The following is a 23,648-nucleotide window of genomic DNA, read 5'->3' on the forward strand; positions in this document are numbered from 1 at the left end:
ATGAGTGACGCACCGCCCAAAGCGGACCAGGAATCCAGCCTGAAAATTTATCTCAGGCTGCTGGGCTATGTGAAACCGTACATCGGCATGTTCATGCTGAGTATCTTGGGCTTCGTGATCTTTGCTTCCACCCAGCCGATGCTCGCCGGGATCCTCAAGTACTTTGTGGATGGCTTGAGCAATCCCGACGTGGTGTTCCTGCCCAAGATCCCGCTGTTCAAGGACCTCAAGCTGCTGATGGCCGTGCCGCTGCTGATCATCCTGATCGCCGCGTGGCAAGGCCTCGGCTCTTTCCTCGGCAACTACTACTTGGCCAAGGTCTCCCTTGGCCTGGTGCATGACCTGCGGGTCCAGCTGTTCAACAAACTGCTGGTACTGCCGAATCGCTATTTTGATACGCATAACTCAGGGCACCTGATTTCCCGCATCACCTTTAACGTGACCATGGTCACCGGCGCCGCCACGGATGCGATCAAGGTCGTGATCCGCGAAGGTCTGACGGTGGTGTTCCTGTTCGGTTACCTGCTGTGGATGAACTGGAAGCTGACCCTGGTGATGCTGGCGATCCTGCCGCTGATCGCCATCATGGTCGGCAGCACCAGCAAGAAATTCCGCAAGCAGAGCAAGAAGATCCAAGTGGCAATGGGCGATGTCACCCACGTGGCCTCGGAGACCATCCAGGGTTACCGCGTGGTGCGCAGCTTCGGTGGCGAAAGCTACGAGGAACGCCGTTTTGCCGCCGCCAGCCAAAGCAACACCGACAAACAGCTGCGCATGAACAAGACCGGTGCGGTCTACACGCCCATGCTGCAACTGGTGATCTACACGGCCATGGCCACCTTAATGTTCCTGGTGCTGTTGCTGCGCGGCGACGCCACCGCGGGTGATCTAGTGGCGTACATCACCGCTGCGGGCCTGCTGCCCAAGCCGATCCGTCAGTTGTCGGAAGTCAGCTCGACGATCCAGAAAGGCGTCGCCGGTGCCGAAAGCATCTTCGAACAGCTGGATGAAGAGCCGGAAGTCGACAGCGGTACCGTGGAGCGTGATCGCGTCAGCGGTCGCCTGGACGTGCGCAACCTGAGCTTCACCTATCCGGGTGCTGAGCGCGAAGTGCTGAAGAACATCAGCTTCACGGCGGAACCTGGGCAGATGATTGCGCTGGTAGGGCGCTCAGGCAGTGGCAAGTCCACGCTGGCCAGCCTGATTCCGCGGTTCTACCACCACGAAACCGGCGAAATCCTGCTGGATGAGGTGGAGATCGAAGACTACCGCCTGCGCAACCTGCGCCGGCATGTGGCCCAAGTGACCCAGCACGTGACCCTGTTCAACGATACCGTGGCCAATAACATCGCCTACGGCGACCTGGCGGATGCACCGCGTGCCGACATCGAAAAAGCCGCCGCCGATGCCTATGCCATGGACTTCATCGCCGAACTGCCCAAAGGCCTGGACACCGAAGTCGGTGAAAACGGCGTGCTGCTCTCCGGCGGCCAGCGTCAGCGCTTGGCCATCGCCCGCGCCCTGCTGAAAAATGCCCCGTTGCTGATCCTGGACGAAGCGACTTCGGCGCTCGACACCGAGTCCGAACGCCACATTCAGGCTGCGCTGGACAAAGTCATGAAGGGCCGTACCACCCTGGTTATCGCGCACCGACTGTCCACCATCGAGAAAGCCGACAAGATTCTGGTGATGGACCACGGTGAAATTGTCGAGCGTGGTACACATGTGGAACTGCTGGCCCTGGGCGGCTATTACTCGCGGCTGCACGCCATGGGCCTGGATGAGCCCGTCACGGCTAACATCACCTGATGTGCCGGGGCGCGCAATGCGCCCCGGCGTTTGTATCAAGCCCCTTACACGGCTTGACCAAAGCCAAATAATTCGCAGCCTATCGTTTGTTATGTTGGCCTTCTCGATTCGAATGACGAACGAGAGGGCTAACCTTCTTGCGTGGGTAATGGAATGTTGCAACGTCTGTTCTGGAAACTGCTTCCCAAACCCCAACGGGTGTTTTTGCTGGGACGTTTGTCAGTGGTGGATCGCCAGGCGGTGAACAAATCGTTGTCTGGGGTGACGGCACTTCCGCCTGCTTTCGAACGACACAACTGCGTGTTTATCCATGTACCCAAATGCGCCGGCAGCAGCGTCTGTTCGGCGTTGCTCGATGGGCGCTGGCCAGGGCATTTGCCGTATTACTGGTATCAGCAACAATTCCCCGAACATTGCCAACGCAGTTTCAAATTTGCCTTTGTGCGTGACCCGCTGGAGCGCGCCTACTCGGCCTACACCTACTTGCGCAGCAACCACTTGGGCCGCCGCGACCTGCAGGCACAGGCACTGATATGCAGCTACCGCGACTTTGACCATTTCGTCGCCCACTGGCTGTGCCCGGAAAACCTGCGCCGCCAGCTGCACTTTGCTCCCCAGACCGACTTCCTGGTCGATCACATGGGGCAAATGGCCATGGATTTTCTGGGTCGCCAAGAGTCCCTGGAGCAAGACTTCCAGCAGTTGTGCGACCGCCTCGGCGTAACGTCTTCGCTGCCCCATCTCAATGTTTCACTCGGGCGGCGCAGCGAGCCGGTCAGGGACTTCTGCACCCTGCGTACGCGCCGCTTGGTCCGGCGTGCTTATCAACGTGACTACGAGGTCCTGGGTTATGAATAGTCCGTCGCTCTCCCGTGGTTCTGCCTCCATTCGCCCCTTTGCCTTGTCGTTGTCGGTCGCCGCGCGCGCCGCGCTCAAGCACCAGCAGCCTTGCTGCCTGTGGCTGACGGGGTTGTCCGGGTCCGGCAAGTCGACCCTGGCCAACGCCCTGGAAGTGCAGCTCAATGAGCAAGGGCGGCATACCTTTGTGCTCGATGGCGACAACTTGCGCACGGGGTTGTGCAATGACTTGGGCATGAGTGATGCGGCGCGTAAGGAAAACATCCGGCGCATTGGCGAGGTGGCGCGACTGATGGTTGACGCGGGATTGATCGTGATCGTCTCGGCGATTTCTCCGTTCAGCGCCGATCGCGCGACTGCCAAGGCACTGTTCGGCCCGGGGCAGTTTTTCGAGGTCTACATCAGCACCCCGTTTGACGTGTGCGCGCGGCGCGATCCCAAGGGGTTGTACCGTGCGGCGCTGGACGGGCGCATCAAGGCCTTCACTGGACTGGACAGCCCTTACGAAGCGCCGCTTGCAGCCGACTGCGAAGTCAACACCGATGAGGTCGAACTGGCCGATGCGGTGGACCACATCCTGGCTGCTTTGTTTAAAAAATGAGCAGATGTAGCCTGTGATGCCTCCCGGATAAAGCTCTCGAACTAGGCGGCGCTCACCCTGTGCTAATATCGCGCCCCTGTTCATTTTGTATGTGGGTTGCTCCATGAAGTTGTCCATGCCGCGATTCGATCAAGCCCCTGTCTTGGTGGTCGGCGATGTCATGCTCGACCGTTACTGGCATGGCGGTACCTCACGGATTTCCCCTGAGGCGCCGGTACCGGTAGTCAAGGTCGAGCAAATCGAAGACCGCCCAGGCGGCGCTGCCAACGTTGCCCTCAATATTGCCGCCCTCGGCGCCCCGGCCTCCCTGGTGGGTGTGACCGGTGACGATGAAGCCGCCGACAGCCTGGCCAACAGCCTGCGCGGTGCTGGCGTGCGCGCGCTGTTCCAGCGCATTGCCCATCAGCCGACCATCGTCAAGCTGCGGGTCATGAGCCGTCACCAGCAATTGCTGCGTATTGATTTCGAAGAACCCTTCACCACCGACGCCCTGGCCCTCAGTGGCCAGGTTGACGAGCTGCTCGAAGGCATCAAGGTGCTGGTGTTGTCGGACTACGGCAAAGGCGCCTTGAAGAATCACCAGGTATTGATCCAGGCCGCCAAGGCCAAAGGCATCCCGGTGCTGGCCGATCCCAAGGGCAAGGACTTTTCGATTTATCGTGGAGCCAGCCTGATCACGCCGAATCTCAGCGAGTTCGAAGCCATCGTCGGTGGTTGCGCCGACGAGCACGACCTAGTGACCAAGGGCGCAGCGCTGATGGCCGATCTCGACCTGGGCGCCTTGCTGGTGACCCGTGGCGAGCACGGCATGACCTTGCTGCGTCCGGGCCACCCGGCGATGCACCTGCCGGCGCGAGCGCGTGAAGTGTTCGACGTCACCGGCGCCGGCGATACAGTGATTTCCACCCTGGCCGCCTCGATTGCGGCCGGTGAAGAACTGCCCCATGCGGTGGCCCTGGCCAACCTGGCAGCGGGCATCGTGGTCGGCAAGTTGGGTACGGCAGCTATCAGTGCACCGGAATTGCGTCGCGCGATCCAGCGCTCCGAAGGCTCGGAACGCGGTGTGCTGACGATTGAGCAATTGCTGCTGGCGATCGACGATGCCCGTGCCCACGGCGAAAGCATTGTGTTCACCAACGGCTGCTTCGACATCCTGCACGCTGGTCATGTGACGTACCTTGAGCAGGCGAGCGCCCAAGGCGATCGCCTGATCGTCGCGGTCAACGACGACGCGTCGGTCAGCCGCCTCAAAGGCCCTGGCCGCCCGATCAACAGTGTCGACCGTCGCATGGCGGTGCTGGCAGGCTTGGGCGCGGTGGACTGGGTGATCAGCTTCCCTGAAGCGACCCCTGAAAACCTGCTGGCCCAGGTCAAGCCGGACGTGCTGGTCAAGGGGGGCGACTACTCCGTCGACCAGGTCGTGGGGGCGGATATCGTCAGCGCCTACGGCGGCACGGTCAAAGTGCTGGGCCTGGTTGAGAACAGCTCGACTACGGCTATCGTCGAAAAGATACGCAACAATGAGTAAACGGGTACTGATCACCGGTGGTGCAGGCTTTATCGGCTCGCACCTGGTCGATGGGCTGCTCGCTAAAGGCTACAGCGTGCGGGTGCTGGATAACCTCTCCACCGGCAAGCGCAGCAACCTGCCGTTGGACGATCCGCGCGTCGAACTGCTTGAAGGTAATGTGGCCGATGCCGAGCTGGTGGCGCGTGCCGCTGTCGGCGCGGCAGCGGTGGTGCACCTGGCGGCGGTGGCCTCGGTGCAGGCATCGGTGGATGATCCGGTCAGCACGCACCAGAGCAACTTCGTCGGCACCTTGAATGTCTGCGAAGCCATGCGCAAGGCTGGCGTCAAGCGTGTGGTGTATGCCTCCAGCGCTGCCGTCTACGGCAACAATGGCGAGGGCGCGTCGATTGACGAAGAAACCACCAAGGCGCCGTTGACGCCTTATGCGTCCGACAAATTGGCCGGTGAGTATTACCTCGACTTCTACCGCCGCCAGCATGGCCTGGAGCCGGTGGTCTTGCGCTTCTTCAATATCTTCGGGCCGCGCCAGGATCCGTCATCGCCGTATTCGGGCGTGATCAGTATCTTCAGCGAGCGCGTGCAGCAAGGCGTGCCGATTGCCGTGTTTGGCGATGGCGAGCAAACCCGTGACTTCATGTACGTGGAAGACCTGGTGGACGTATTGGTCCAGGCCGTAGAAGCGCCCGCCGCACCTTTGGGCGCAATCAACGTGGGCTGGAACCGCACCACCACCCTCAGCCAAGTGCTGCAAGCCCTGGAAGAAATAGTCGGCAAGTTGCCGGCGGTGACTTACGGGCCGGCGCGGTCCGGGGATATCCGGCATTCGCGGGCGAACAACCAGCGGTTGTTGGCGAGCTTCACACTGCCGGAGCCTACCCCGTTGAAGGTCGGTCTGGAGCGCTTGCTCAAAGGCTGAACGCAATCAATTGTGGGAGCTGGCTTGCCTGCGATGGCATCAGCTCGGTCTACCTGATGCACCGAGGTGTGTGTATCGCAGGCAAGCCCGCTTCCACATTTGGTTCGTGTTAAGCCTTGGCTTTTTTCTTCGGCACGATTTTGCGCAGCACCCGCTTTGCCAAGCGCTTCAATTTCGATTCTTTCTCCGGCACCGCGAGCCCTTGCTGGCGCAGCCAATCCTTCCAGCGAATCCGCTCCTCACGCACCACCCAGCCTTCCTGCTGGGCGAAGCTTTCTGCGAGGTACAACCCCCGGGTGCTCGCTGGATACAGCTGGTCCTTCTTGACGGTGTACAGCTCGGCCAAGGGTTGGCCGTCTTTGAGTGGCATCAGGTACAGGTCCGGCCGCTTGCGGTCCAGGCGCGCGACCAGTTGATCACCTTCCAGGCGCTCGTCCACATGGAACAGGCTCAGGGATTTGGCTTCCTTGGGCACTTCCAGGCGCAGGTCGTAAATCAATTGCAGCGATGCGGTGGGCAAGTGCACGTAGGCACGCGGGCGTTCGATCAACTGGGTTGTGGCACAACGCACCGGGCGGGCAGCGCCGGACAAGGGGCTCAGGCGAAACGGCAGCGCTTCGCGGTAATGCAGCGCGGCCGAGTAGGGCGCCGGCAGCCAGGTGTCATTGAAGCGCCCGCTGAGCCAGCCTTCCGGCGTCTCCAGCAGGCACTCTTCGGCAATTTCCTGGATGGCAGTGTGCAGCGGCAGGTTCAGTTCATGGGCGGGCACGTAGCCGGAAATCAGCTTGAGCACCACATCGCCACGGTCCTGCCGGCGTTGGCGTACCAGCACCCAGTAATCGCGGTTCTGCCAATGCAGGGTCAGGCGTACCGAAACCCCCAGATTGGCCAGTTCGAGCGCGAAGCGCTCGGGGTCTGCCACCTCCACCGGCTTGCGCCGCTGCAGGGTCTGGGCAAAGTTAAGCGGCATGCCGACGCTCTGGTAGCTCAGGCCTTCGGGGGTGGCTTCGACGTGCAGCGGCAGTGTTTTGAAATTGCTGGGGTTTTTTCTTATGAGCGTACGCGCCATGTCGGCTCCTTCTTGCGACGGGGTCGGCCGCGTCGGCGGCATCAGAGTTGACGAATGACTTGGGCAGCGGTCGCCACGTTATGGGCCAGGTGCAGCGGATTAATGGTCCCGACAATAGCACTGGCGACGCCGGTTTGCGCAAACAACAACGTGAAACTGGCGCGAATTGGATCCACTCCAGGCGCAAGGCATACGTGACCACTGGCCAGGGCCTTTTTCACCAGGATGCCCTTGCCGTGTGCCGCCGCATACTCAATGACGGCTTTCTCGGCCTGTTCGTTCAAATTGTAGGTGACCATCGCGCAATCGCCCTGTTCCAGAGCCTTCACACCGCCTTCGGCGGTTTTGCCGGAAAACCCGAAACCGCGAATCTTGCCTTCCTTTTTCAGATCGGCCAGGGTCTGGTAGACCTCACAGTCGTTGAGGATATGCAGGTCATTACCGTCGGAATGCACCAGCACAAGGTCGATAAAATCAGTTTCAAGGCGTTTCAGGCTGCGTTCAATTGACATCCGCGTATGAACCGCGCTGAAGTCGTGGCTGGACGCGCCATTCTCGAACTCTTCACCGACCTTGCTGACAATCACCCAGTCCTTGCGCTGATCCCGCAGCAGCGGCCCCAGGCGTTCTTCACTCATGCCATAAGCCGGTGCGGTATCGATCAGGTTGATGCCCAGTTCACGGGCCTGACGCAACAGCATACGGGCCTCGTCGTCACCGGGAATCTGGAAACCGCTGGGGTATTTCACCCCTTGATCGCGACCCAGCTTGACGGTGCCCAGGCCCAGCGGCGAGACCAGCAGGCCGGTGCTGCCCAAGGGGCGATGCAGGTCGTGCAGGGTTGGCAGGCTCATGGCAACAGTTGCTCCCAGGCAGGTACGCCGATGGCGGGTTTTGGCAGCGCGGGCAGTGGCTCGCTGGCGCTTGGGCGGATGCCATCACGCGCCAGGCTGTCGATCACCCGATCAGCGAAGTCAGGCGCCAACGCCAGCTTGGTCGGCCAGCCCACTAGCAGCCGGCCTTGCTCGGCGATGAAGGCGTTGTCGGGGCGGGATAAGCCTGATTGCAATGGTTCGGCACGGTCGACGCGCAGGGTGGTCCACTGGGTCTGGCTCATGTCGATCCATGGCAACAGCTGAGCAAGCTCTTTCTGCGCGGTGGCGATCTGTTCTTGTGGGGTGCGCGCCACGCCATCGGCTTCGGCAATGTCGCCGCCCATGTACCACACCCAATTGCCATCAGCCGCCGGGTGAGTGGTGACGGTGATGCGTGGCTTGGTGCCGCCGCCGAGGCAGTGGGCGTACAACGGCTTCAGGCCGGGCCCTTTGGCGATGATCATGTGCAATGGACGTTTTTGCATGGCTGGCTGGCTGATGCCCAGCGCGGTCAGCAAATCTGCCGTGCCGGCGCCGGCGCTCAACACGATGCGTTGGGCGCGAATGTCGCGACCGTCGACCTTCAAACCCACCAGCGCGTCGCCTTCCAGCAACGGTTCAATCTGTTGCCCGGCGAGCAACCCGTCGCCGGCCAGTTGTGCCAGGCGTTCGATCAGGCTCGGTACATCCACCACCAGTTCGGCCAAGCGATAGACCTTGCCTTTGAAGCGGCGGTCTTGCAGGGCGGGTGGCAGGTCATCGCCCTTGACCTGGTCGACACGGCCGCGCACTGCTTTGCTGGCGAAGAAACTGGTGAGGTTGCCAGCGAGCGTGCCGGGGGACCACAGGTAATGGGCCTCGGACAGCAAGCGTACGCCGGACAAATCCAGCTCACCGTTACCTGCCAGCGCTTCACGCCAGCGGCGCGGCATATCGGCAATCGCTTCAGAAGCGCCGGTAAGGGCACCGTGCAGGGCGTATTTCGCACCCCCGTGAATGATCCCCTGGGACTTCACGCTTTGCCCGCCACCCAGGGTGGCGCTTTCCACGACCACCGTGGAAAAGCCCTGGCGGCGCAGGCGCGCATTCAGCCAGAGGCCGGCAACCCCGGCGCCGACAATCAGAACGTCGGTGGAAATAGGCATGCGCGCGGGACCTCTGGCGTAGAAAAAGGAGCGCTAGTATAGCGCGCAGCTGGTAGTTATCAGCTGCAAGCGGCAAGTTAGAAGCGAACCGCGTTGCTTTTTCTTGCCGCTTGTAGCTTGAAACTTGCCGCTGGCTATCGCCTCAATGCCCTGCTGTTTTCGAAAAGAGTTGTATCACCACAACCCCAAGCACAATCAGGCCCATTCCCAGCACCGCCGGGATATCCAGCTTCTGCCCATAAATAAACAGCGCCGCGATGCTCACCATCACAATGCCCATCCCGGCCCACACCGCGTAGGCCACGCCGACCGGTACCGTGCGCACCACCAACGTCAGCATCCAGAATGCCACGCCGTAACCGACGATCACCAGCAGCAGGGGAATTGGCGTGCTCCAGCCCTTGATGGCCTTCATCGAAACGGTGGCGATCACTTCCGAGCAAATGGCGATTGCCAAGTAATAGTAGGCGGCGTTCATGGGTCAATCCTCGGGGTAAAGCAATCAGATAAGGCTGGCATTTTAGAGTTTTATCAGATGGGGTAAAGTCATTACCTATCCGAATTAGAGATGGGTTGAGCCATGAGCGTGCAGTGGGATCTGGAGCAGATGCGCCTATTTGTCAGCGTCGCCGAGCAGCGTTCGTTTTCGGCGGTGGCGCGTGAGCAGCGCAAGGCCCAATCGGCAGTCAGCAACGCGATTGCGATGCTGGAGGCGGACCTGGGCGTCAGCCTGTTCGAGCGCAGCAGTGGCCGCCAACCGCGGCTGACTGAAGCCGGCAGCGTGTTGCTGGAAGAAGCACGCGAAGTGCTGCGCCAATGCGAGCGGCTCAATGGCCGGGCGCTGTCATTGACGCGCGGCGAGGAGGCTTGCTTGCGCCTGGCTCAGGATGAAGCCATGTTGTTCCAGCCGGTCCTCGATAGCCTTGAGGCGCTGGCGGGGCAGTACCCGCTCCTGGAAGTGCAACTGTCCAGCGCCGCCCAGGGTGATGTCGCGCGCAAGTTGGTGGAGCGCAAGGCGGACCTGGGCCTGTTGTTCTATCACGACCAGATCCCCGAAGCACTCGAGCGGCGAGTAGTCGGCAGTGTGGAGATGGTCACGGTATGCGGTGTCAATCACCCGCTGGCCAAGGAAAAGTACGTGGATTGCCAGCGCCTTGCGCAATTTCGCCAACTGCTGATGTCGACCCAGACCAGCGTTTACCCCGGCAGTGAAGCCGCCAGCCCGCTGGTGTGGCGCGCCGACAGCTTCTACGTGCTGGCCGAATGGCTGATGAGTGGCCTTGGCTGGGCCTGGCTGCCCCGGCATATCGTGCAGTACCCGACTTATCAGCAACAAATGGTCGAATTGGACAGCGAATGGACGCCGCCGGCCCTGGTGGTGGAATTGGTGTGGCGCCGCGACGAGCACTTGGGGCCCGCCGCGCGCTTCCTGGCCAAACGTTTTGCTGAGTGCTTGCAGGCGATCGACTGAAAAAGCCGATAAACTCCGGCGCCATGAATAGAACTCTCTACAGCTGTCTGTTTTACCTGGCGCTGCCGTTGGTGGCTTTACGTCTGTGGTTGCGTGCGCGCAAGGCGCCGGCCTATGCCAAACGCGTCGGCGAGCGCTTTTCCTATGGCTTGCCGGTGATGCAACCGGGCGGGATCTGGGTGCATGCGGTGTCGGTGGGCGAAAGCATCGCTGCTGCGCCGATGGTTCGGGGGTTGCTTGCGCGTTATCCAGAGCTGCCAATCACCGTCACCTGCATGACGCCCACCGGTTCCGAGCGCCTCCAGGCGCTGTTCGCCAACGAGCCGCGCATTCAGCACTGCTACTTGCCGTATGACTTGCCGTATGCGGCCAAGCGTTTTCTTGATCGTGTGCAGCCGAAACTCGCGGTGATCATGGAAACCGAGTTGTGGCCCAACCATATCCACGCTTGCGCCCAGCGCGGTATCCCAGTGGCGTTGGCGAACGCGCGATTGTCGGCGCGTTCGGCCAAGGGTTACGGGCGCTTCGCCAAGCTGACGGCGCCGATGCTGTCTGAGCTGAGCCTGTTCGCCGTGCAGACGCAAACCGAAGCCCAGCGTTTCCTTAGCCTGGGGGCTCGTCCGGAAACCGTCGACGTCACCGGCTCGATCAAATTCGACCTGACCATCGACCCCCAGTTGCCGGTGCGAGCTGCTGCGTTGCGCGAACAATGGGGCGCCAGCGAGCGTCCGGTGTGGATCGCCGCCAGCACCCACGAAGGTGAAGATGACGTGGTGCTGGCTGCCCATCGCCAGCTGCTCGACAGCTATCCCAACGCGTTGCTGATTCTGGTGCCGCGCCATCAGGAACGCTTCGGCCCGATGTTTGAACTGTGCGAGCAGCAAGGCTTTGCTACCGTGCGCCGTTCCAGCGGCGAACCGGTTACCGCGCAAACGTCAGTGTTGCTCGGCGATACCATGGGTGAGCTGCTGTTTCTCTATGCGTTGGCCGACAGCGCGTTTGTTGGCGGCAGCCTGGTGGCGACCGGTGGGCACAACCCTTTGGAGCCGGCAGCGTTGGCCAAACCCGTGATCATGGGGCCGCACGTGTTCAACTTCCTCGAAATCACCGCGATGATGCGGGAAGCCGGGGCGTTGCTAGAGGTGGATGATGCCCAAGGACTGGCCGAAGCCGTGCGCCAGCTGTTCGAGCTACCGCAGGATGCACGCAAGATGGCCCAGGCTGGCCTTAAGGTGATGCAGGCCAATCAGGGCGCGCTCAAGCGTTTGCTGGATGGTTTGGACAAACTGCTTGCCCGCTGACAACACCAATCAAATGTGGGCGCTGGCTTGGCTGCGATAGCATCGCCTCGGTGTACCAGAAGTACCGAGGCGTCTGCATCGCAGGCAAGCCAGCTCGCAAATGGGTCATGCGGTGTGCTTAATTATTCGGGCGGGCCTTGAGCTGTTCGGCTGCGGCCTTGGCCAGGTCTGGTGGCAGGAAGTCTTTATCCGGGTTGTAGTCAACCTTGAGGTAGCGCGCCAGGTCCTGCAGATCCCCTGGGTTCAAGGTGCCCGCTGCCTGCTTCAAACGCAGGTTGTCGAGAATGTAGTCGTAGCGGCTGTTGTTGTAGTTGCGCACCGAGGCGTAGAGCTGGCGCTGTGATTCCAGCACGTCGACGATGTTGCGCGTACCCACCTGATAGCCGATTTCCGTGGCTTCCACCGCGCTCTGGTTGGAGATGATCGACTGGCGGCGCGCCTGTACTTGTTCCACATCGGTGTTTACCGCACGGTGCAGATTGCGGGTGTTTTCCACTACCTGGCGGCGCAGGCCTTCGCGTTGCTGCTCGGTCTGGCCCAGGCGCGAGTAGGATTCACGCACCTGCGAGCTGGTCAGGCCGCCGCTGTAGATCGGGATAGTCAACTGCAAGCCGATGGTCCGGCGCGAGGCGTCGCCATGATAGTCCGGGCCGAAAGCGTTGGGGTTGCTGGCGCCGAGGGCATCGTTGTCACCCTTTTGGTATTGCGCCACCGCATCAAGGGTTGGAGCATGCCCGGCCTTGCGTTGCTTGAGGGTTTCTTCGGCGGCGGTGACGGCGTAGTTGCTGGCGAGGAGGTTGAGGTTCTGGCGACCTGCCGTTTCGACCCAGCTTTTGGCGTCGTTCGGTGCCGGCGGCAGCACCGGCAACGTGTGGACAATGCCCTGGATCGAGTTGTACTGACGGTTTGTCAGGGTAATCAACGCTTCGAAAGCATCATCCACCTGGCGCTGGGCGACAATGCGATTGGCGCGCGCCGTGTCATAGCTGGCCTGGGATTGCAGTACGTCAGTCTTATCCGACAGACCCACGTCGAAACGTTCGTTGGATTGGTCCAATTGGCGCTTGAACGCTGCTTCTTCTGCTTTGGTCGTCGCCAGATTGTCCTGGGCTCGCAGCACACTGAAGTAGCTTTCGGCGCTTTGCAGGATCAAGTTCTGTTCGGTGGCTGAGAGTTGCAGCGCGGCCTGTTCGTTGACGGCTTCAGCGGCTTGCAATTGAAACCAGCGGTCGGCACGGAATATCGGTTGGCTCAAGGTCGCGCGCCAGGAATGAGCGTCACGGTCGATCTTGGCGGCGGGTTGATCAAATTCATTGCGCACATTATTGGAATCGGCGCCAGCCGACAGGTTAGGCAGCAGCCCGGCGCGGGCCTGGGGCACCACTTCCTTTTGTGCGCCATATTGAGCACGGGCGGCGGCCAAGTCGGCGTTGTTGTCTACAGCTTCTTGGTAGACGCTGACCAAGTCGGTTTTGGTCGACAGGGGCGCTTCAGCTGCCCAGACCATTCCGTTGGTTGCACAAGACACGGCGAGCGCCAGTGAAAGTTTGCGCAGCATGGGCAATCCCTAGATTGAATATTACGATTATAATTTGGTGCTCAAAGCTAAGACGAGTAATCCCTAGCGTCAAGCCTTGAGGCAGTTGCCGAGTGTAGTAGCGCTGTCACTGCACAACAATCCTGTAATTGCGCCATTCATCACGCTGAATGCTCGGGTGTTGGCAATTTGCCCACGGCATGGTCTAGACTGGCTGCGTTCTTGTCGGGGTGCCTTGTTGGAAGGCTGAGATCGGTAAATACCGGATCCCGTTGAACCTGATCAGGTTAGCGCCTGCGTAGGGAACAAGATTTCTCGTCACCCGGCGAGTCCTCTTGTGCTTCGTCCGGGATGTTGTTCGACAATCGAACAGCCCTCGTGCGCCAAGCACAGCACTGGTTTCAGTGCGTCCATCCGTCACAGGTTCGCTCCGACAAAAATCCACCGCCTGGATAAGTTGGAGAGCCCGTGATGAGCACAGAACAAAAAAGTACAAAACTGAAAAACACCGTGCACCTGAGTGAATCGGCCAAGGTCGACTCCGGCTCCGTGCAACCTTTTACCCGCTCGCAAAAAATTTACGTGCAGGGCACTCGCCCGGACATCCGCGTGCCGATGCGCGAAGTCAGCCTGGACGTGACCCCCACCGATTTCGGCGGTGAAATCAACGCGCCCGTCGTCGTCTACGACACCTCCGGCCCCTACACCGACCCTAACGTGATCATTGATGTGCGCAAAGGCCTGGGCGATGTACGTTCGCCGTGGATCGAAGTGCGTGGCGACACCGAGCGCCTGCCCGGCCTGAGCTCGCACTTCGGCCAACAGCGCCTCAGCGATGCCGAGTTGACCGCGCTGCGCTTCGCCCACGTGAAGAACCCGCGCCGCGCCAAGGCCGGCGCCAACGTCACGCAGATGCACTACGCGCGCAAAGGCATCATCACCGCTGAGATGGAATACGTCGCCATCCGCGAAAACATGAAGCTTGAAGAAGCCCGCGCCAGTGGCCTGCTCGACCAGCAACACGCCGGCTACAGCTTTGGCGCTAGCGTGCCGAAGATCATCACCCCCGAATTCGTGCGTGAAGAGATCGCCCGTGGCCGTGCAATTATCCCGGCCAACATCAACCACACCGAGCTGGAACCGATGATTATCGGCCGTAACTTCCTGGTGAAGATCAACGGCAACATCGGCAACAGCGCCCTGGGTTCGTCCATCGAAGAAGAAGTGGCGAAACTGACCTGGGGCATTCGCTGGGGCTCGGACACCGTGATGGACCTGTCCACCGGCAAGCACATCCACGAAACCCGCGAGTGGATCATCCGCAACTCGCCGGTGCCGATCGGTACCGTGCCGATTTACCAGGCCCTGGAAAAAGTCGGCGGCGCCGCCGAAGACCTGACCTGGGAGCTGTTCCGCGACACCCTGATCGAGCAGGCCGAGCAGGGCGTCGATTACTTCACCATTCACGCCGGCGTGTTGCTGCGCTACGTGCCGCTGACCGCCAAGCGCGTCACCGGCATTGTGTCCCGTGGCGGCTCGATCATGGCCAAGTGGTGCCTGGCGCACCACAAAGAGAACTTCACCTACACGCATTTCGACGAAATCTGCGAAATCATGAAGGCCTATGACGTCAGCTTCTCCCTTGGCGATGGCCTGCGTCCCGGTTCGATTGCCGACGCCAACGACGCCGCGCAATTCGGCGAGCTGGAAACCCTTGGCGAACTGACCAAGACCGCCTGGAAGCACGACGTGCAGACCATGATCGAAGGCCCTGGCCATGTGCCGATGCAGTTGATCAAGGAAAACATGGACAAGCAACTCGAGTGCTGCGACGAGGCGCCGTTCTACACCCTTGGCCCGCTGACCACTGACATCGCGCCGGGTTACGACCACATCACCTCCGGCATCGGTGCGGCGATGATCGGTTGGTTCGGTTGCGCGATGCTCTGCTATGTCACGCCCAAGGAGCACCTGGGGTTGCCAAACAAGGATGACGTGAAGACCGGGATCATCACCTACAAGATCGCTGCGCACGCGGCTGACCTCGCCAAAGGCCATCCAGGTGCGCAGATCCGCGATAACGCCTTGAGCAAGGCGCGCTTCGAGTTCCGCTGGGAAGACCAGTTCAACCTCGGCCTGGACCCGGACACCGCGCGTTCGTATCACGATGAAACGCTGCCGAAGGACTCGGCCAAGGTCGCGCATTTCTGCTCGATGTGCGGGCCGAAGTTCTGCTCGATGAAAATCACTCAGGAAGTGCGTGAGTACGCGGCCAACCAGCGCATTGAAGCGGTGGATGTCGATGTAGCCAAGGGGTTGGCGGAGCAGGCGGAGCGGTTCAAGCAGGAAGGCAGTCAGTTGTACAAGAAGGTCTGATCCAGAGGCGGCGGTGACTGTGCCGCCGCCATCGCGGGCAAGACCGGCTCCCACATTTGGAATGCATTCCAGTGTGGGTGCGACGATTCGACTTGCCCGCGATAGCGATCTCCCAAACAACAAAGTGTCCCTCAGAGATAACCCCCTTGAGCATTCAACCCAGCACCTACTCCCCGGACATCGCAGTCCCCGCTGACAAGCGCGTCTTCGGCGCCCGCGACCTGTTCTCCCTCTGGTTCTCCCTTGGCATCGGCCTGATGGTCCTGCAAACCGGCGCATTGCTTGCGCCTGGCCTGGGCTTGTCGGGCTCTTTGGTGGCGATCTTCCTCGGCACTTTGGTCGGTGTGCTGTTGCTGGCCGCCGTCGGCGTGATCGGCAGTGACACCGGCCTGTCCGCCATGGCCGCCCTCAAGCTCAGCCTCGGCACCAAAGGCGCCAGCCTACCGGCGCTGCTCAACCTGCTGCAACTGATCGGCTGGGGCTCGTTTGAAATCATTGTGATGCGCGACGCTGCCAGCCTGTTGGGCGCGCGGGCGTTCAGCGACGGCAGCCTGCTAGCCAGTCCTTTGTTATGGACCCTGTTTTTCGGCGGCTTGGCGACCCTGCTGGCCGTCAGCGGCCCACTGACTTTTGTGCGGCAAATCCTGCGCAAATGGGGCATTTGGCTGTTGCTTGCCGCCTGCGTGTGGCTCACCTGGAACCTGTTCGCCAAAGCCGACCTCGCTGCACTCTGGGCCCAGGCTGGAGACGGCTCGATGCCGTTTGCCGTGGGCTTCGATATCGCCATCGCCATGCCACTCTCATGGCTGGCGCTGATCGCCGATTACTCACGCTTCGGCAAACGCGCAAAAAGCGTGTTCGGCGGCACTGCGCTTGGATTCTTTATCGGTAATTTATGGCTGATGAGCCTGGGCGTGGCGTACACCCTGGCATTTGCGCCGAGCGGTGAAGTGAATGCGCTATTGCTGGCCTTGGCCGGGGCGGGCCTGGGCATTCCGCTTTTATTGATTCTGTTGGATGAGTCGGAAAACGCCTTTGCCGATATTCACTCGGCGGCAGTCTCCAGCGGGATATTGTTGCGCTTGAAGGTCGAGCACCTGGCATTGGCCATTGGCGTCATCTGCACCCTGATCGCCTGCTTTGCACCGTTGGCTCAGTACCAGAATTTCCTGCTATTGATCGGCTCGGTGTTTGCGCCGCTGTTTGGCGTGGTGCTGGTGGATCACTTTATCCTGCGCCGCCGTGGCCAGGGCGCAATCGCCAACCTGCGCTGGCCGGCGTTATTGGCTTGGCTGGGTGGCATCGCGACTTACCACCTGCTGGCCAATCTGTATCCGGACATCGGCGCGACCCTGCCGGCACTGGTGCTGGCAGGGCTGTTGCAGTTGATCCTGAGTCGGATCTTCAGCGGCGTGCGGGCACCAGCTCAGGCCTGAGGATGCCGTCCAGGCGCGAGTAGGGGATCTGCAGCTCGACATGGCCCAGGGCATAGGGGGCGATCGTGGTGGTCGGGTACTTGAGGATCACGCCACCATAGGTCAGCGCCACGTTCGGGGTCTTCTGGAAGGGGTAGGTTTTCACAAACTCCGGCTCCAGGCTCAGGCGGGTGCTGATCAGCCAGCTGTTGTGGGCCACCTGGGCCGCTTTCCAGAACGCGTCCTCCTTGCCCGGCAACAGCATGTCGGTCAGGGTCAGCACCTTTTGCTGCTGGCGCGAATAGTTGATGAACGCACGGCCTGGTTCGCCGTGGGTAGCACCCTGGTCCAGGTAGCTGGACAGCTCGATGATCACCAGACCGTCATGCTGCTCCCGTACCTTGGCCTGCAAATACATGCTATTGCGCGGTGCAGCGGTACGCAGGAACTGCTCGCTGTACGTCGCAAGGCTCGTCGGCAGCGGGTCGGTTTGGGTCATTTCCAGCAGGCGCTGTTCAATCAAAGCGTCCAGCTTGGGTTCCTTGGCAAAGTGCACGGTGTCGATATTCACCAGCGGGCAATCGGTGCTGGCGCAGCCCGGCTTGCTCTGCTCGGTAGCGTCGCGGGTGGCTTCCAGCGGTGTGCTAAAGCTCGGTTGGAACAGGCTTTGGCAGGCACCCAGGGTCAATGCGATGCAGGCCACGGAGGCGATTTTTAAAAGCGACATGGGTGTCCTTCGTCTAACGATAAGAGCGAAATTTGTGGAGCTTCGACTACCGGCAAGGCAGTCAGTTCGCCACTAAGCTAATCAGGGGGGCGTTCTCAATTAGTTTCCCCGCCGCGACGGGGAAACTAATTGAGAACGCTCCCCTGAGTTTGACGCTCGCCGTCTATCCCGGCAACTGGAAAGGGGCTGCACCAACCGGCGTGAGCGCGTTAGGATGGCGCGAATTGCACAGGCTAACGAGGAAGGATATGACGGACATTGCGAAATCGACGCCGAGCAAGATTGAAATTGTTCAGCGCGACAATGCTTTCAAGGGCTTCTACCAGCTCGACCGCCTGCAGCTGCGTCACGAGAAATTTGATGGTGGCATGAGCCGAGTGATCAATCGCGAGGTCTTTGTGCGCCATGATGCCGTGTGCGTATTGCCCTACGACCCGCAGCGCGACGAAGTGGTGTTGAACGAACAGTTTCGCGTCGGCGCCATGGGCCGTACCGGCAACCCCTGGCTGATCGAAATGGTCGCCGGCCTGATCGACAAGGACGAGCAACCGGAGGAGGTTGCACACCGCGAAGCCGAAGAGGAAGCTGGGCTGACGTTCTCTGCGTTGTGGCCGATCACCAAATATTTCCCTTCGCCCGGCGGCAGTACTGAATATGTGCACTTGTACCTGGGCCGTTGCGACAGCACCGGTGTAGGTGGCGTCCATGGATTGGAAGAAGAAGCTGAAGATATCCGCGTCACCGTATGGGCTTTCGAAGATGCCCTGCAAGCGGTGCGTGACGGCAAAATTTCCAACGCAGCCAGCATCATCGCCCTGCAATGGCTTGCGCTTAATCGCGCGGAAGTGAGGGGGTTATGGCAGTAAAGGCACGGGAACGTTATCGAGTCGACCTGATCGGGCTGCAAGCCGCCTGCGAGGCCAACTATGCGCGGCTGATGCGCTTGCTCCCCGACATGCGCCACGCCCCTGCGGCTCGGCGCATCGGCGTGACCCATGGCGACCAGATGCTTGGCGTGCTGGCCCTGGACGTCATCGTCAACTGCCCGTACACCACCACCCTGCGCGTGCGCCAGGAACACAGCCTGCCATGGCTGCCGGTGCCGCAGCTGGAAGTGCAGGTCTACCATGATGCGCGCATGGCCGAAGTGATCAGCGCCGAACATGCGCGACGCTTTCGCAGCATCTATCCTTACCCCAACGTGTTCATGCACCAGCCCGATGAGAAAGCACAGCTCAATGTGTTCCTCGGTGAATGGTTGAGCCACTGCCTGGCCCTGGGCCATGAGTTCGAAGCTGTGCGGTAGATGTGAACTGCGTCCGCTTCATGGGTTTCCTCTTTGTGTCCTGCCCCAGCATAATCACGCCAAACGTCCATTCCTGTGATTGCCTTGGGAGAGCGCCTTGCCGAGCGTATCCACTGTGAGTCCTGATGCGCCAGCCTTGCTGGTGCAACTGTCCGACAGCCATTTGTTTGCCGAGGCCGATGGCACGCTGCTGGGCATGAATACCCGTGAAAGCCTGCAACGGGTGATCGAGCTGGTGCAAACGCAGCAGCCCCGGATTGATTTGGTGTTGGCCACGGGGGATTTATCCCAGGACGGCACATTGCAGTCGTACCAGCAATTTCGCGACATGACCGCGCCCATCGGTGCCCCGGCCCGCTGGATTCCCGGTAATCACGACGAACCGCAGATCATGGCCGACGCCGCCATGCACAGCGACTTGCTGGAGCCGGTGGTCGATATCGGTAACTGGCGCGTTACCTTGCTGGATTCGGCGGTACCCGGTTCGGTACCGGGCTATCTGCAAGACCAGCAACTGCAATTGCTCGCCCAGGCCCTGAGCGAAGCGCCGAATCGGCATCATCTGGTGTGCTTTCACCATCATCCGGTGCCTATCGGTTGCGCCTGGATGGAGCCCATTGGCCTGCGCAATCCCGATGCTTTATTTGCCGTGCTCGACCGTTTTCCACAGGTACGGGCGGTGCTCTGGGGCCATGTGCACCAGGAGATCGACCGCGATCGCAACGGCGTGCGGCTGTTGGCGTCGCCGTCCACTTGCATCCAGTTCGCGCCGGGCAGCGAGGATTTCAAGGTCAGCGAGCAGGCGCCGGGGTATCGCTGGTTGCGCTTGCATGCCGACGGACGGTTGGAAACGGGGGTGGAGCGGGTCGAGGATTTTGCATTTACCGTGGATTACGGCAGCAACGGCTATTAAAAGCGGTAAACGCTGATCAAAATGTGGGAGCTGGCTTGCTCGCGAATGCGGTGTAACAGTCGACATCTGTATTTGCTGACCCAGCGCCTTCGCGAGCAAGCCCGCTCCCACATTGGTTCTGCAGCGGCTGGACGATAGGGGACTCACACACCACCCCGATCCCTGTAAACTGCGCCTCTTTGGCCACGTCACGGAGAGCCCGGCATGTCCGCTTCGATCCTGTATATCCACGGCTTCAACAGCGCGCCGGCGTCCAACAAGGCCAGCCAGTTGATCACCGTGATGGAGGCCATCGGCCTTTCCGGCCAGTTGCGGGTTCCGGCGCTGCATCACCATCCCCGTCAGGCGATTCCCCAGTTGGAAACCGCTATCGCTGAACTGGGGCGGCCACTGCTGGTCGGCAGCTCACTCGGCGGCTACTATGCAACCCATCTTGCCGAACGCCATGGCCTCAAGGCGCTGCTGGTGAACCCTGCGGTCAGCCCCCATCGGATGTTCGACGGTTATTTGGGCACCCAAAAGAACCTCTACACCGACGAAACCTGGGAACTGACCCACGACCACGTGACGGCGCTGGCGGAGCTGGAAGTCCCGGCGCCCCAGGACGCCGCGCGTTATCAGGTGTGGTTGCAGACCGGGGACGAAACCCTGGACTATCGCCTCGCCCAACAGTATTACCGGGCCTGTGCCTTGCGCATCCAGGCCGGTGGCGACCATGGTTACCAGGGGTTCGCCCAGCAATTACCGGCGCTGCTGAGCTTTGCCGGGATTGGCGCAGATCAGTATCAATCCTTCGACTTTGCAGCACTGTAAAGTCGCAGGTCATTTTTTAATCGAACGACTCACGACGAGACCCCATGGCCACTCCCAGCGCTAGCTCTTATAACGCCGACGCCATCGAAGTCCTCTCGGGCCTCGACCCGGTGCGCAAACGCCCCGGCATGTACACCGACACCAGTCGGCCGAACCACCTTGCCCAGGAAGTTATCGACAACAGCGTCGACGAAGCCTTGGCGGGGCACGCCAAGTCGGTGCACGTCATTCTCCACGCTGACCACTCCCTGGAAGTGTCCGACGATGGTCGCGGCATGCCGGTGGACATTCACCCTGAAGAAGGCGTGTCGGGCGTCGAGCTGATCCTCACCAAGCTGCATGCTGGCGGCAAGTTCTCCAACAAGAACTACCAATTCTCCGGTGGCCTGCACGGTGTGGGTATTTCGGTGGTCAACGCCCTGTCGAACCACGTCCGGGTCAAGGTCAAGCGCGACGGCAACGAGTACGAGATGACCTTCGCCGATGGCTACAAAGCCACCGACCTGCAGGTGATCGGCACCGTTGGCAAGCGCAACACCGGCACCAGCGTGTACTTCGCGCCGGACCCGAAATACTTTGATTCGCCGAAGTTCTCCATCAGCCGCCTCAAGCACGTACTTAAAGCCAAGGCTGTTCTGTGCCCAGGCCTGCTGGTGACCTTTGAAGACAAAGGCACCGGCGAGAAGGTCGAGTGGCACTACGAAGACGGCCTGCGCTCCTACTTGGAAGATTCCGTCAGCGATTTCGAGCGCCTGCCTAACGAGCCGTTCTGCGGCAGCCTGGCCGGTAATAAAGAAGCCGTCGACTGGGCGCTGCTGTGGCTGCCGGAAGGTGGCGACAGCGTGCAGGAAAGCTACGTCAACCTGATCCCGACGGCCCAGGGCGGTACCCACGTCAACGGTTTGCGCCAAGGCCTGCTGGATGCCATGCGCGAATTCTGCGAGTACCGCAGCCTGCTGCCACGCGGCGTGAAGCTGGCGCCGGAAGACGTGTGGGAGCGCATTGCGTTCGTACTGTCGATGAAGATGCAGGAGCCGCAATTCTCCGGCCAGACCAAAGAGCGTCTGTCATCCCGTGAGGCGGCAGCGTTTGTCTCCGGTGTGGTCAAGGATGCATTCAGCCTGTGGCTCAACGAGCACCCTGAGCTGGGCCTGGCCCTGGCGGAACTGGCGATCAACAACGCCGGCCGTCGTCTCAAGGCCAGTAAAAAGGTCGAGCGCAAGCGCGTCACGGCAGGCCCGGCACTGCCGGGCAAGCTGGCCGATTGCGCGGGGCAGGACCCGATGCGCTCCGAGCTGTTCCTGGTGGAAGGTGACTCCGCCGGTGGTTCCGCCAAGCAAGCGCGGGACAAGGAGTTCCAGGCGATCCTGCCGTTGCGCGGCAAGATCCTTAATACCTGGGAAGTCGATGGCAGCGAAGTCCTGGCCAGCCAGGAAGTGCATAACATCGCCGTGGCCATCGGTGTCGACCCGGGCGCGGCCGATATCAGCCAGCTGCGCTACGGCAAGATCTGCATCCTCGCCGACGCCGACTCCGACGGCTTGCACATCGCCACGTTGCTGTGCGCGCTGTTCGTCCAGCACTTCCGCCCGTTGGTGGATGCCGGCCACGTCTACGTCGCCATGCCGCCGCTGTACCGTATCGACTTGGGCAAGGAGATTTACTACGCCCTGGACGAAGCCGAGCGCGATGGCATCCTCGACCGCCTGGTGGCCGAGAAGAAGCGCGGCAAGCCGCAGGTCACGCGATTCAAAGGCCTGGGTGAAATGAACCCACCGCAACTGCGCGAAACCACCATGGACCCGAACACTCGGCGCCTGGTGCAGTTGACCCTGGAAGACTATGCCGCCACGTCCGAAATGATGGACATGCTGCTGGCGAAGAAGCGCGCGCCGGACCGCAAGTCCTGGCTGGAATCCAAAGGCAACCTGGCCGAGGTGCTGGGCTGATGCGCACAGGTTTCGCCCTGGCGATCCTGATGTTGAGCGGGCTGGCGGCCACCAAGGTGGTCGCCGCGCCCGTTGCAGAGCTCAAGCTTCTCTCCGAACACCCAGTGGACGGCATGCGCGGCGGTAACCTGTCGGGCCTGGCCATCTGCGGTCACGAGCTGTGGGCAGTTTCCGACCGCGATGACGACCAGATCTACCGCCTGGACATCAGCGCACCGACCTGGCAAGCCGAGGTTGTGAAGATCGACGTGCCACCGGTGCCGGAATCCGGGTTGCCGTGGGGGTTGCGTTCGCGCACCAAGGCCGCCTCGTTCATTCGTGGCGGCGACCTGGATTTTGAAGGCATTGCCTGCGATGCCGTGGGTAATCGTTACATTGTCAGTGAAGCCCATGCGGCGGTGCTGCAAGTGCCAGTGACGGGCGCGCCTGAGTGGTTGAAGATCGCGCCGGGCATGGTGCGTGAAGCGCGAGCCAGCGGCATGTTGTTGCACTTTAATGCGTTATTCGAGGGGTTGGCGATCAATCCCGAGGGCAATCAGGTTTGGCTGGCAGCCGAGCGTGAAAGACGCGGCCTGATTTCGATCAAGCGTCCGCAAAGCTTGTGGGACTGTGACGGCCCCTGTGTATTGTTGAGCCAGGCCGGCCAGGAAGTACAACCGGCGCAGTTCCCTAACGCCAAGGCGGTGTCCAAGGATTTCGCCGACCTGGCGCTGTTCAACGGCAAGCTGTTCACGCTGGAGCGCAATGCGTTCCAGATTTGCCGGCGTGATGCGGTCACGGCCAAGGTCGAGCGGTGCTGGTCGTTTGCCGACGAAACCCTGACGCCCGAGCGGCGTTATCCCCAGCCTTACGGCCTGGCTGAAGCCCTGGTGGTGGACGCAGAAGGTGCCTGGCTGGGCATCGACAACAATTTCGGCCCGCGTGCCGATGGTGAAAAGCGCCCCGTGGTCTATCGTTTCGCCGCCCCTGCCGGTGGTTGGAGCGCCCAGCCATGAACCGCTGTTTTTTTGAATTGACCCGGCGCAGCGGCAGTTCC

Annotated in this window: 21 protein-coding genes and 1 riboswitch; of the genes, 15 read left to right on the forward strand and 6 right to left on the reverse strand. The window is 61.1% G+C overall.

Annotation, left to right across the window (positions count from 1 at the left end; translation table 11 throughout):
- The 5 genes from msbA to AACY30_RS13705 all read left to right on the forward strand — a co-directional run bounded on the left by msbA (position 1) and on the right by AACY30_RS13705 (position 5,715).
- Positions 1-1,809, forward strand: a complete 1,809-nt coding sequence (gene msbA, locus AACY30_RS13685; protein WP_339469288.1) for a lipid A export permease/ATP-binding protein MsbA — start codon at positions 1-3, stop codon at positions 1,807-1,809.
- A gap of 153 nt (positions 1,810-1,962) precedes the next feature.
- Complete coding sequence (locus tag AACY30_RS13690) at positions 1,963-2,667, forward strand: sulfotransferase family 2 domain-containing protein (protein ID WP_339540487.1); 705 nt, start codon at positions 1,963-1,965, stop codon at positions 2,665-2,667.
- The gene (gene cysC / locus AACY30_RS13695; protein ID WP_339427253.1) at positions 2,660-3,268 is read left to right on the forward strand and encodes an adenylyl-sulfate kinase; all 609 of its coding nucleotides are present in this window, start codon (positions 2,660-2,662) and stop codon (positions 3,266-3,268) included. The genes AACY30_RS13690 and cysC overlap by 8 nt, the downstream gene beginning before the upstream one ends.
- Before the next feature lie 103 nt (positions 3,269-3,371).
- On the forward strand, positions 3,372-4,796 hold the full coding sequence (gene hldE, locus AACY30_RS13700; RefSeq protein WP_339415619.1) for a bifunctional D-glycero-beta-D-manno-heptose-7-phosphate kinase/D-glycero-beta-D-manno-heptose 1-phosphate adenylyltransferase HldE: 1,425 nt from the start codon (positions 3,372-3,374) through the stop codon (positions 4,794-4,796).
- Positions 4,789-5,715, forward strand: a complete 927-nt coding sequence (locus AACY30_RS13705) for an NAD-dependent epimerase/dehydratase family protein (RefSeq protein WP_339415620.1) — start codon at positions 4,789-4,791, stop codon at positions 5,713-5,715. Before hldE ends, AACY30_RS13705 begins: the two co-directional genes overlap by 8 nt.
- Before the next feature lie 109 nt (positions 5,716-5,824).
- Here AACY30_RS13705 and AACY30_RS13710 read toward each other — a convergent pair whose 3' ends face one another.
- The 4 genes from AACY30_RS13710 to AACY30_RS13725 all read right to left on the reverse strand — a co-directional run bounded on the left by AACY30_RS13710 (position 5,825) and on the right by AACY30_RS13725 (position 9,282).
- Complete coding sequence (locus tag AACY30_RS13710) at positions 5,825-6,784, reverse strand: metal ABC transporter ATPase (RefSeq protein WP_339415621.1); 960 nt, start codon at positions 6,782-6,784, stop codon at positions 5,825-5,827.
- Between the two features lie 41 nt (positions 6,785-6,825).
- Positions 6,826-7,638, reverse strand: coding sequence for an aldo/keto reductase (locus AACY30_RS13715; RefSeq protein ID WP_339469294.1), 813 nt, complete (start codon positions 7,636-7,638; stop codon positions 6,826-6,828).
- Positions 7,635-8,804 (reverse strand): NAD(P)/FAD-dependent oxidoreductase, encoded by a 1,170-nt coding sequence (locus tag AACY30_RS13720; protein ID WP_339469295.1) that lies wholly within the window; start codon positions 8,802-8,804, stop codon positions 7,635-7,637. Before AACY30_RS13720 ends, AACY30_RS13715 begins: the two co-directional genes overlap by 4 nt.
- Positions 8,805-8,946: 142 nt before the next feature.
- Positions 8,947-9,282, reverse strand: coding sequence for a DMT family transporter (locus AACY30_RS13725; RefSeq protein ID WP_339415624.1), 336 nt, complete (start codon positions 9,280-9,282; stop codon positions 8,947-8,949).
- 102 nt (positions 9,283-9,384) lie between these two features.
- Between AACY30_RS13725 and AACY30_RS13730 the strand changes: the two genes are divergently transcribed.
- Both AACY30_RS13730 and waaA read left to right on the forward strand, forming a co-directional pair.
- A complete protein-coding gene (locus AACY30_RS13730) occupies positions 9,385-10,275 on the forward strand; it encodes a LysR family transcriptional regulator (RefSeq protein ID WP_065879892.1) in 891 nt (296 codons plus the stop codon).
- 23 nt (positions 10,276-10,298) lie between these two features.
- Entirely contained in the window at positions 10,299-11,576 is a 1,278-nt protein-coding gene (waaA, locus tag AACY30_RS13735; protein WP_339540488.1) for a lipid IV(A) 3-deoxy-D-manno-octulosonic acid transferase, read from the forward strand.
- 118 nt (positions 11,577-11,694) lie between these two features.
- Here waaA and AACY30_RS13740 read toward each other — a convergent pair whose 3' ends face one another.
- Entirely contained in the window at positions 11,695-13,134 is a 1,440-nt protein-coding gene (locus AACY30_RS13740) for a TolC family outer membrane protein (protein WP_339469298.1), read from the reverse strand.
- A 195-nt stretch (positions 13,135-13,329) separates the two neighbouring features.
- Positions 13,330-13,435, forward strand: a riboswitch (TPP riboswitch).
- A 149-nt stretch (positions 13,436-13,584) separates the two neighbouring features.
- Between AACY30_RS13740 and thiC the strand changes: the two genes are divergently transcribed.
- Positions 13,585-15,489, forward strand: coding sequence for a phosphomethylpyrimidine synthase ThiC (gene thiC / locus AACY30_RS13745; RefSeq protein WP_339415628.1), 1,905 nt, complete (start codon positions 13,585-13,587; stop codon positions 15,487-15,489).
- 146 nt (positions 15,490-15,635) lie between these two features.
- Positions 15,636-16,925, forward strand: a complete 1,290-nt coding sequence (gene cytX / locus AACY30_RS13750) for a putative hydroxymethylpyrimidine transporter CytX (protein WP_339540489.1) — start codon at positions 15,636-15,638, stop codon at positions 16,923-16,925.
- On the opposite strand, the gene AACY30_RS13755 is transcribed toward cytX, so the two are convergent.
- Positions 16,894-17,631, reverse strand: a complete 738-nt coding sequence (locus AACY30_RS13755) for an RsiV family protein (RefSeq protein ID WP_339469301.1) — start codon at positions 17,629-17,631, stop codon at positions 16,894-16,896. The two genes, cytX and AACY30_RS13755, sit on opposite strands and share 32 nt — an antisense overlap.
- A gap of 248 nt (positions 17,632-17,879) precedes the next feature.
- Here AACY30_RS13755 and AACY30_RS13760 point away from each other — a divergent pair, with 248 nt between their 5' ends.
- The 6 genes from AACY30_RS13760 to AACY30_RS13785 all read left to right on the forward strand — a co-directional run bounded on the left by AACY30_RS13760 (position 17,880) and on the right by AACY30_RS13785 (position 23,607).
- A complete protein-coding gene (locus AACY30_RS13760) occupies positions 17,880-18,497 on the forward strand; it encodes an NUDIX domain-containing protein (protein ID WP_339540490.1) in 618 nt (205 codons plus the stop codon).
- A complete protein-coding gene (locus AACY30_RS13765; RefSeq protein WP_339415632.1) occupies positions 18,488-18,937 on the forward strand; it encodes a DUF1249 domain-containing protein in 450 nt (149 codons plus the stop codon). The genes AACY30_RS13760 and AACY30_RS13765 overlap by 10 nt, the downstream gene beginning before the upstream one ends.
- Positions 18,938-19,034: 97 nt before the next feature.
- Entirely contained in the window at positions 19,035-19,850 is an 816-nt protein-coding gene (cpdA, locus tag AACY30_RS13770; protein ID WP_339540491.1) for a 3',5'-cyclic-AMP phosphodiesterase, read from the forward strand.
- A gap of 204 nt (positions 19,851-20,054) precedes the next feature.
- The gene (locus AACY30_RS13775) at positions 20,055-20,663 is read left to right on the forward strand and encodes a YqiA/YcfP family alpha/beta fold hydrolase (protein WP_339415634.1); all 609 of its coding nucleotides are present in this window, start codon (positions 20,055-20,057) and stop codon (positions 20,661-20,663) included.
- Positions 20,664-20,707: 44 nt separating this feature from the next.
- Complete coding sequence (gene parE, locus AACY30_RS13780) at positions 20,708-22,612, forward strand: DNA topoisomerase IV subunit B (RefSeq protein ID WP_339469304.1); 1,905 nt, start codon at positions 20,708-20,710, stop codon at positions 22,610-22,612.
- Entirely contained in the window at positions 22,612-23,607 is a 996-nt protein-coding gene (locus AACY30_RS13785) for an esterase-like activity of phytase family protein (RefSeq protein WP_339469305.1), read from the forward strand. Before parE ends, AACY30_RS13785 begins: the two co-directional genes overlap by 1 nt.
- Positions 23,608-23,648: the final 41 nt, after the last annotated feature.

The organism is Pseudomonas sp. RA_5y_Pfl1_P24 (assembly GCF_963970945.1).
GTDB lineage: Bacteria > Pseudomonadota > Gammaproteobacteria > Pseudomonadales > Pseudomonadaceae > Aquipseudomonas > Aquipseudomonas tritici.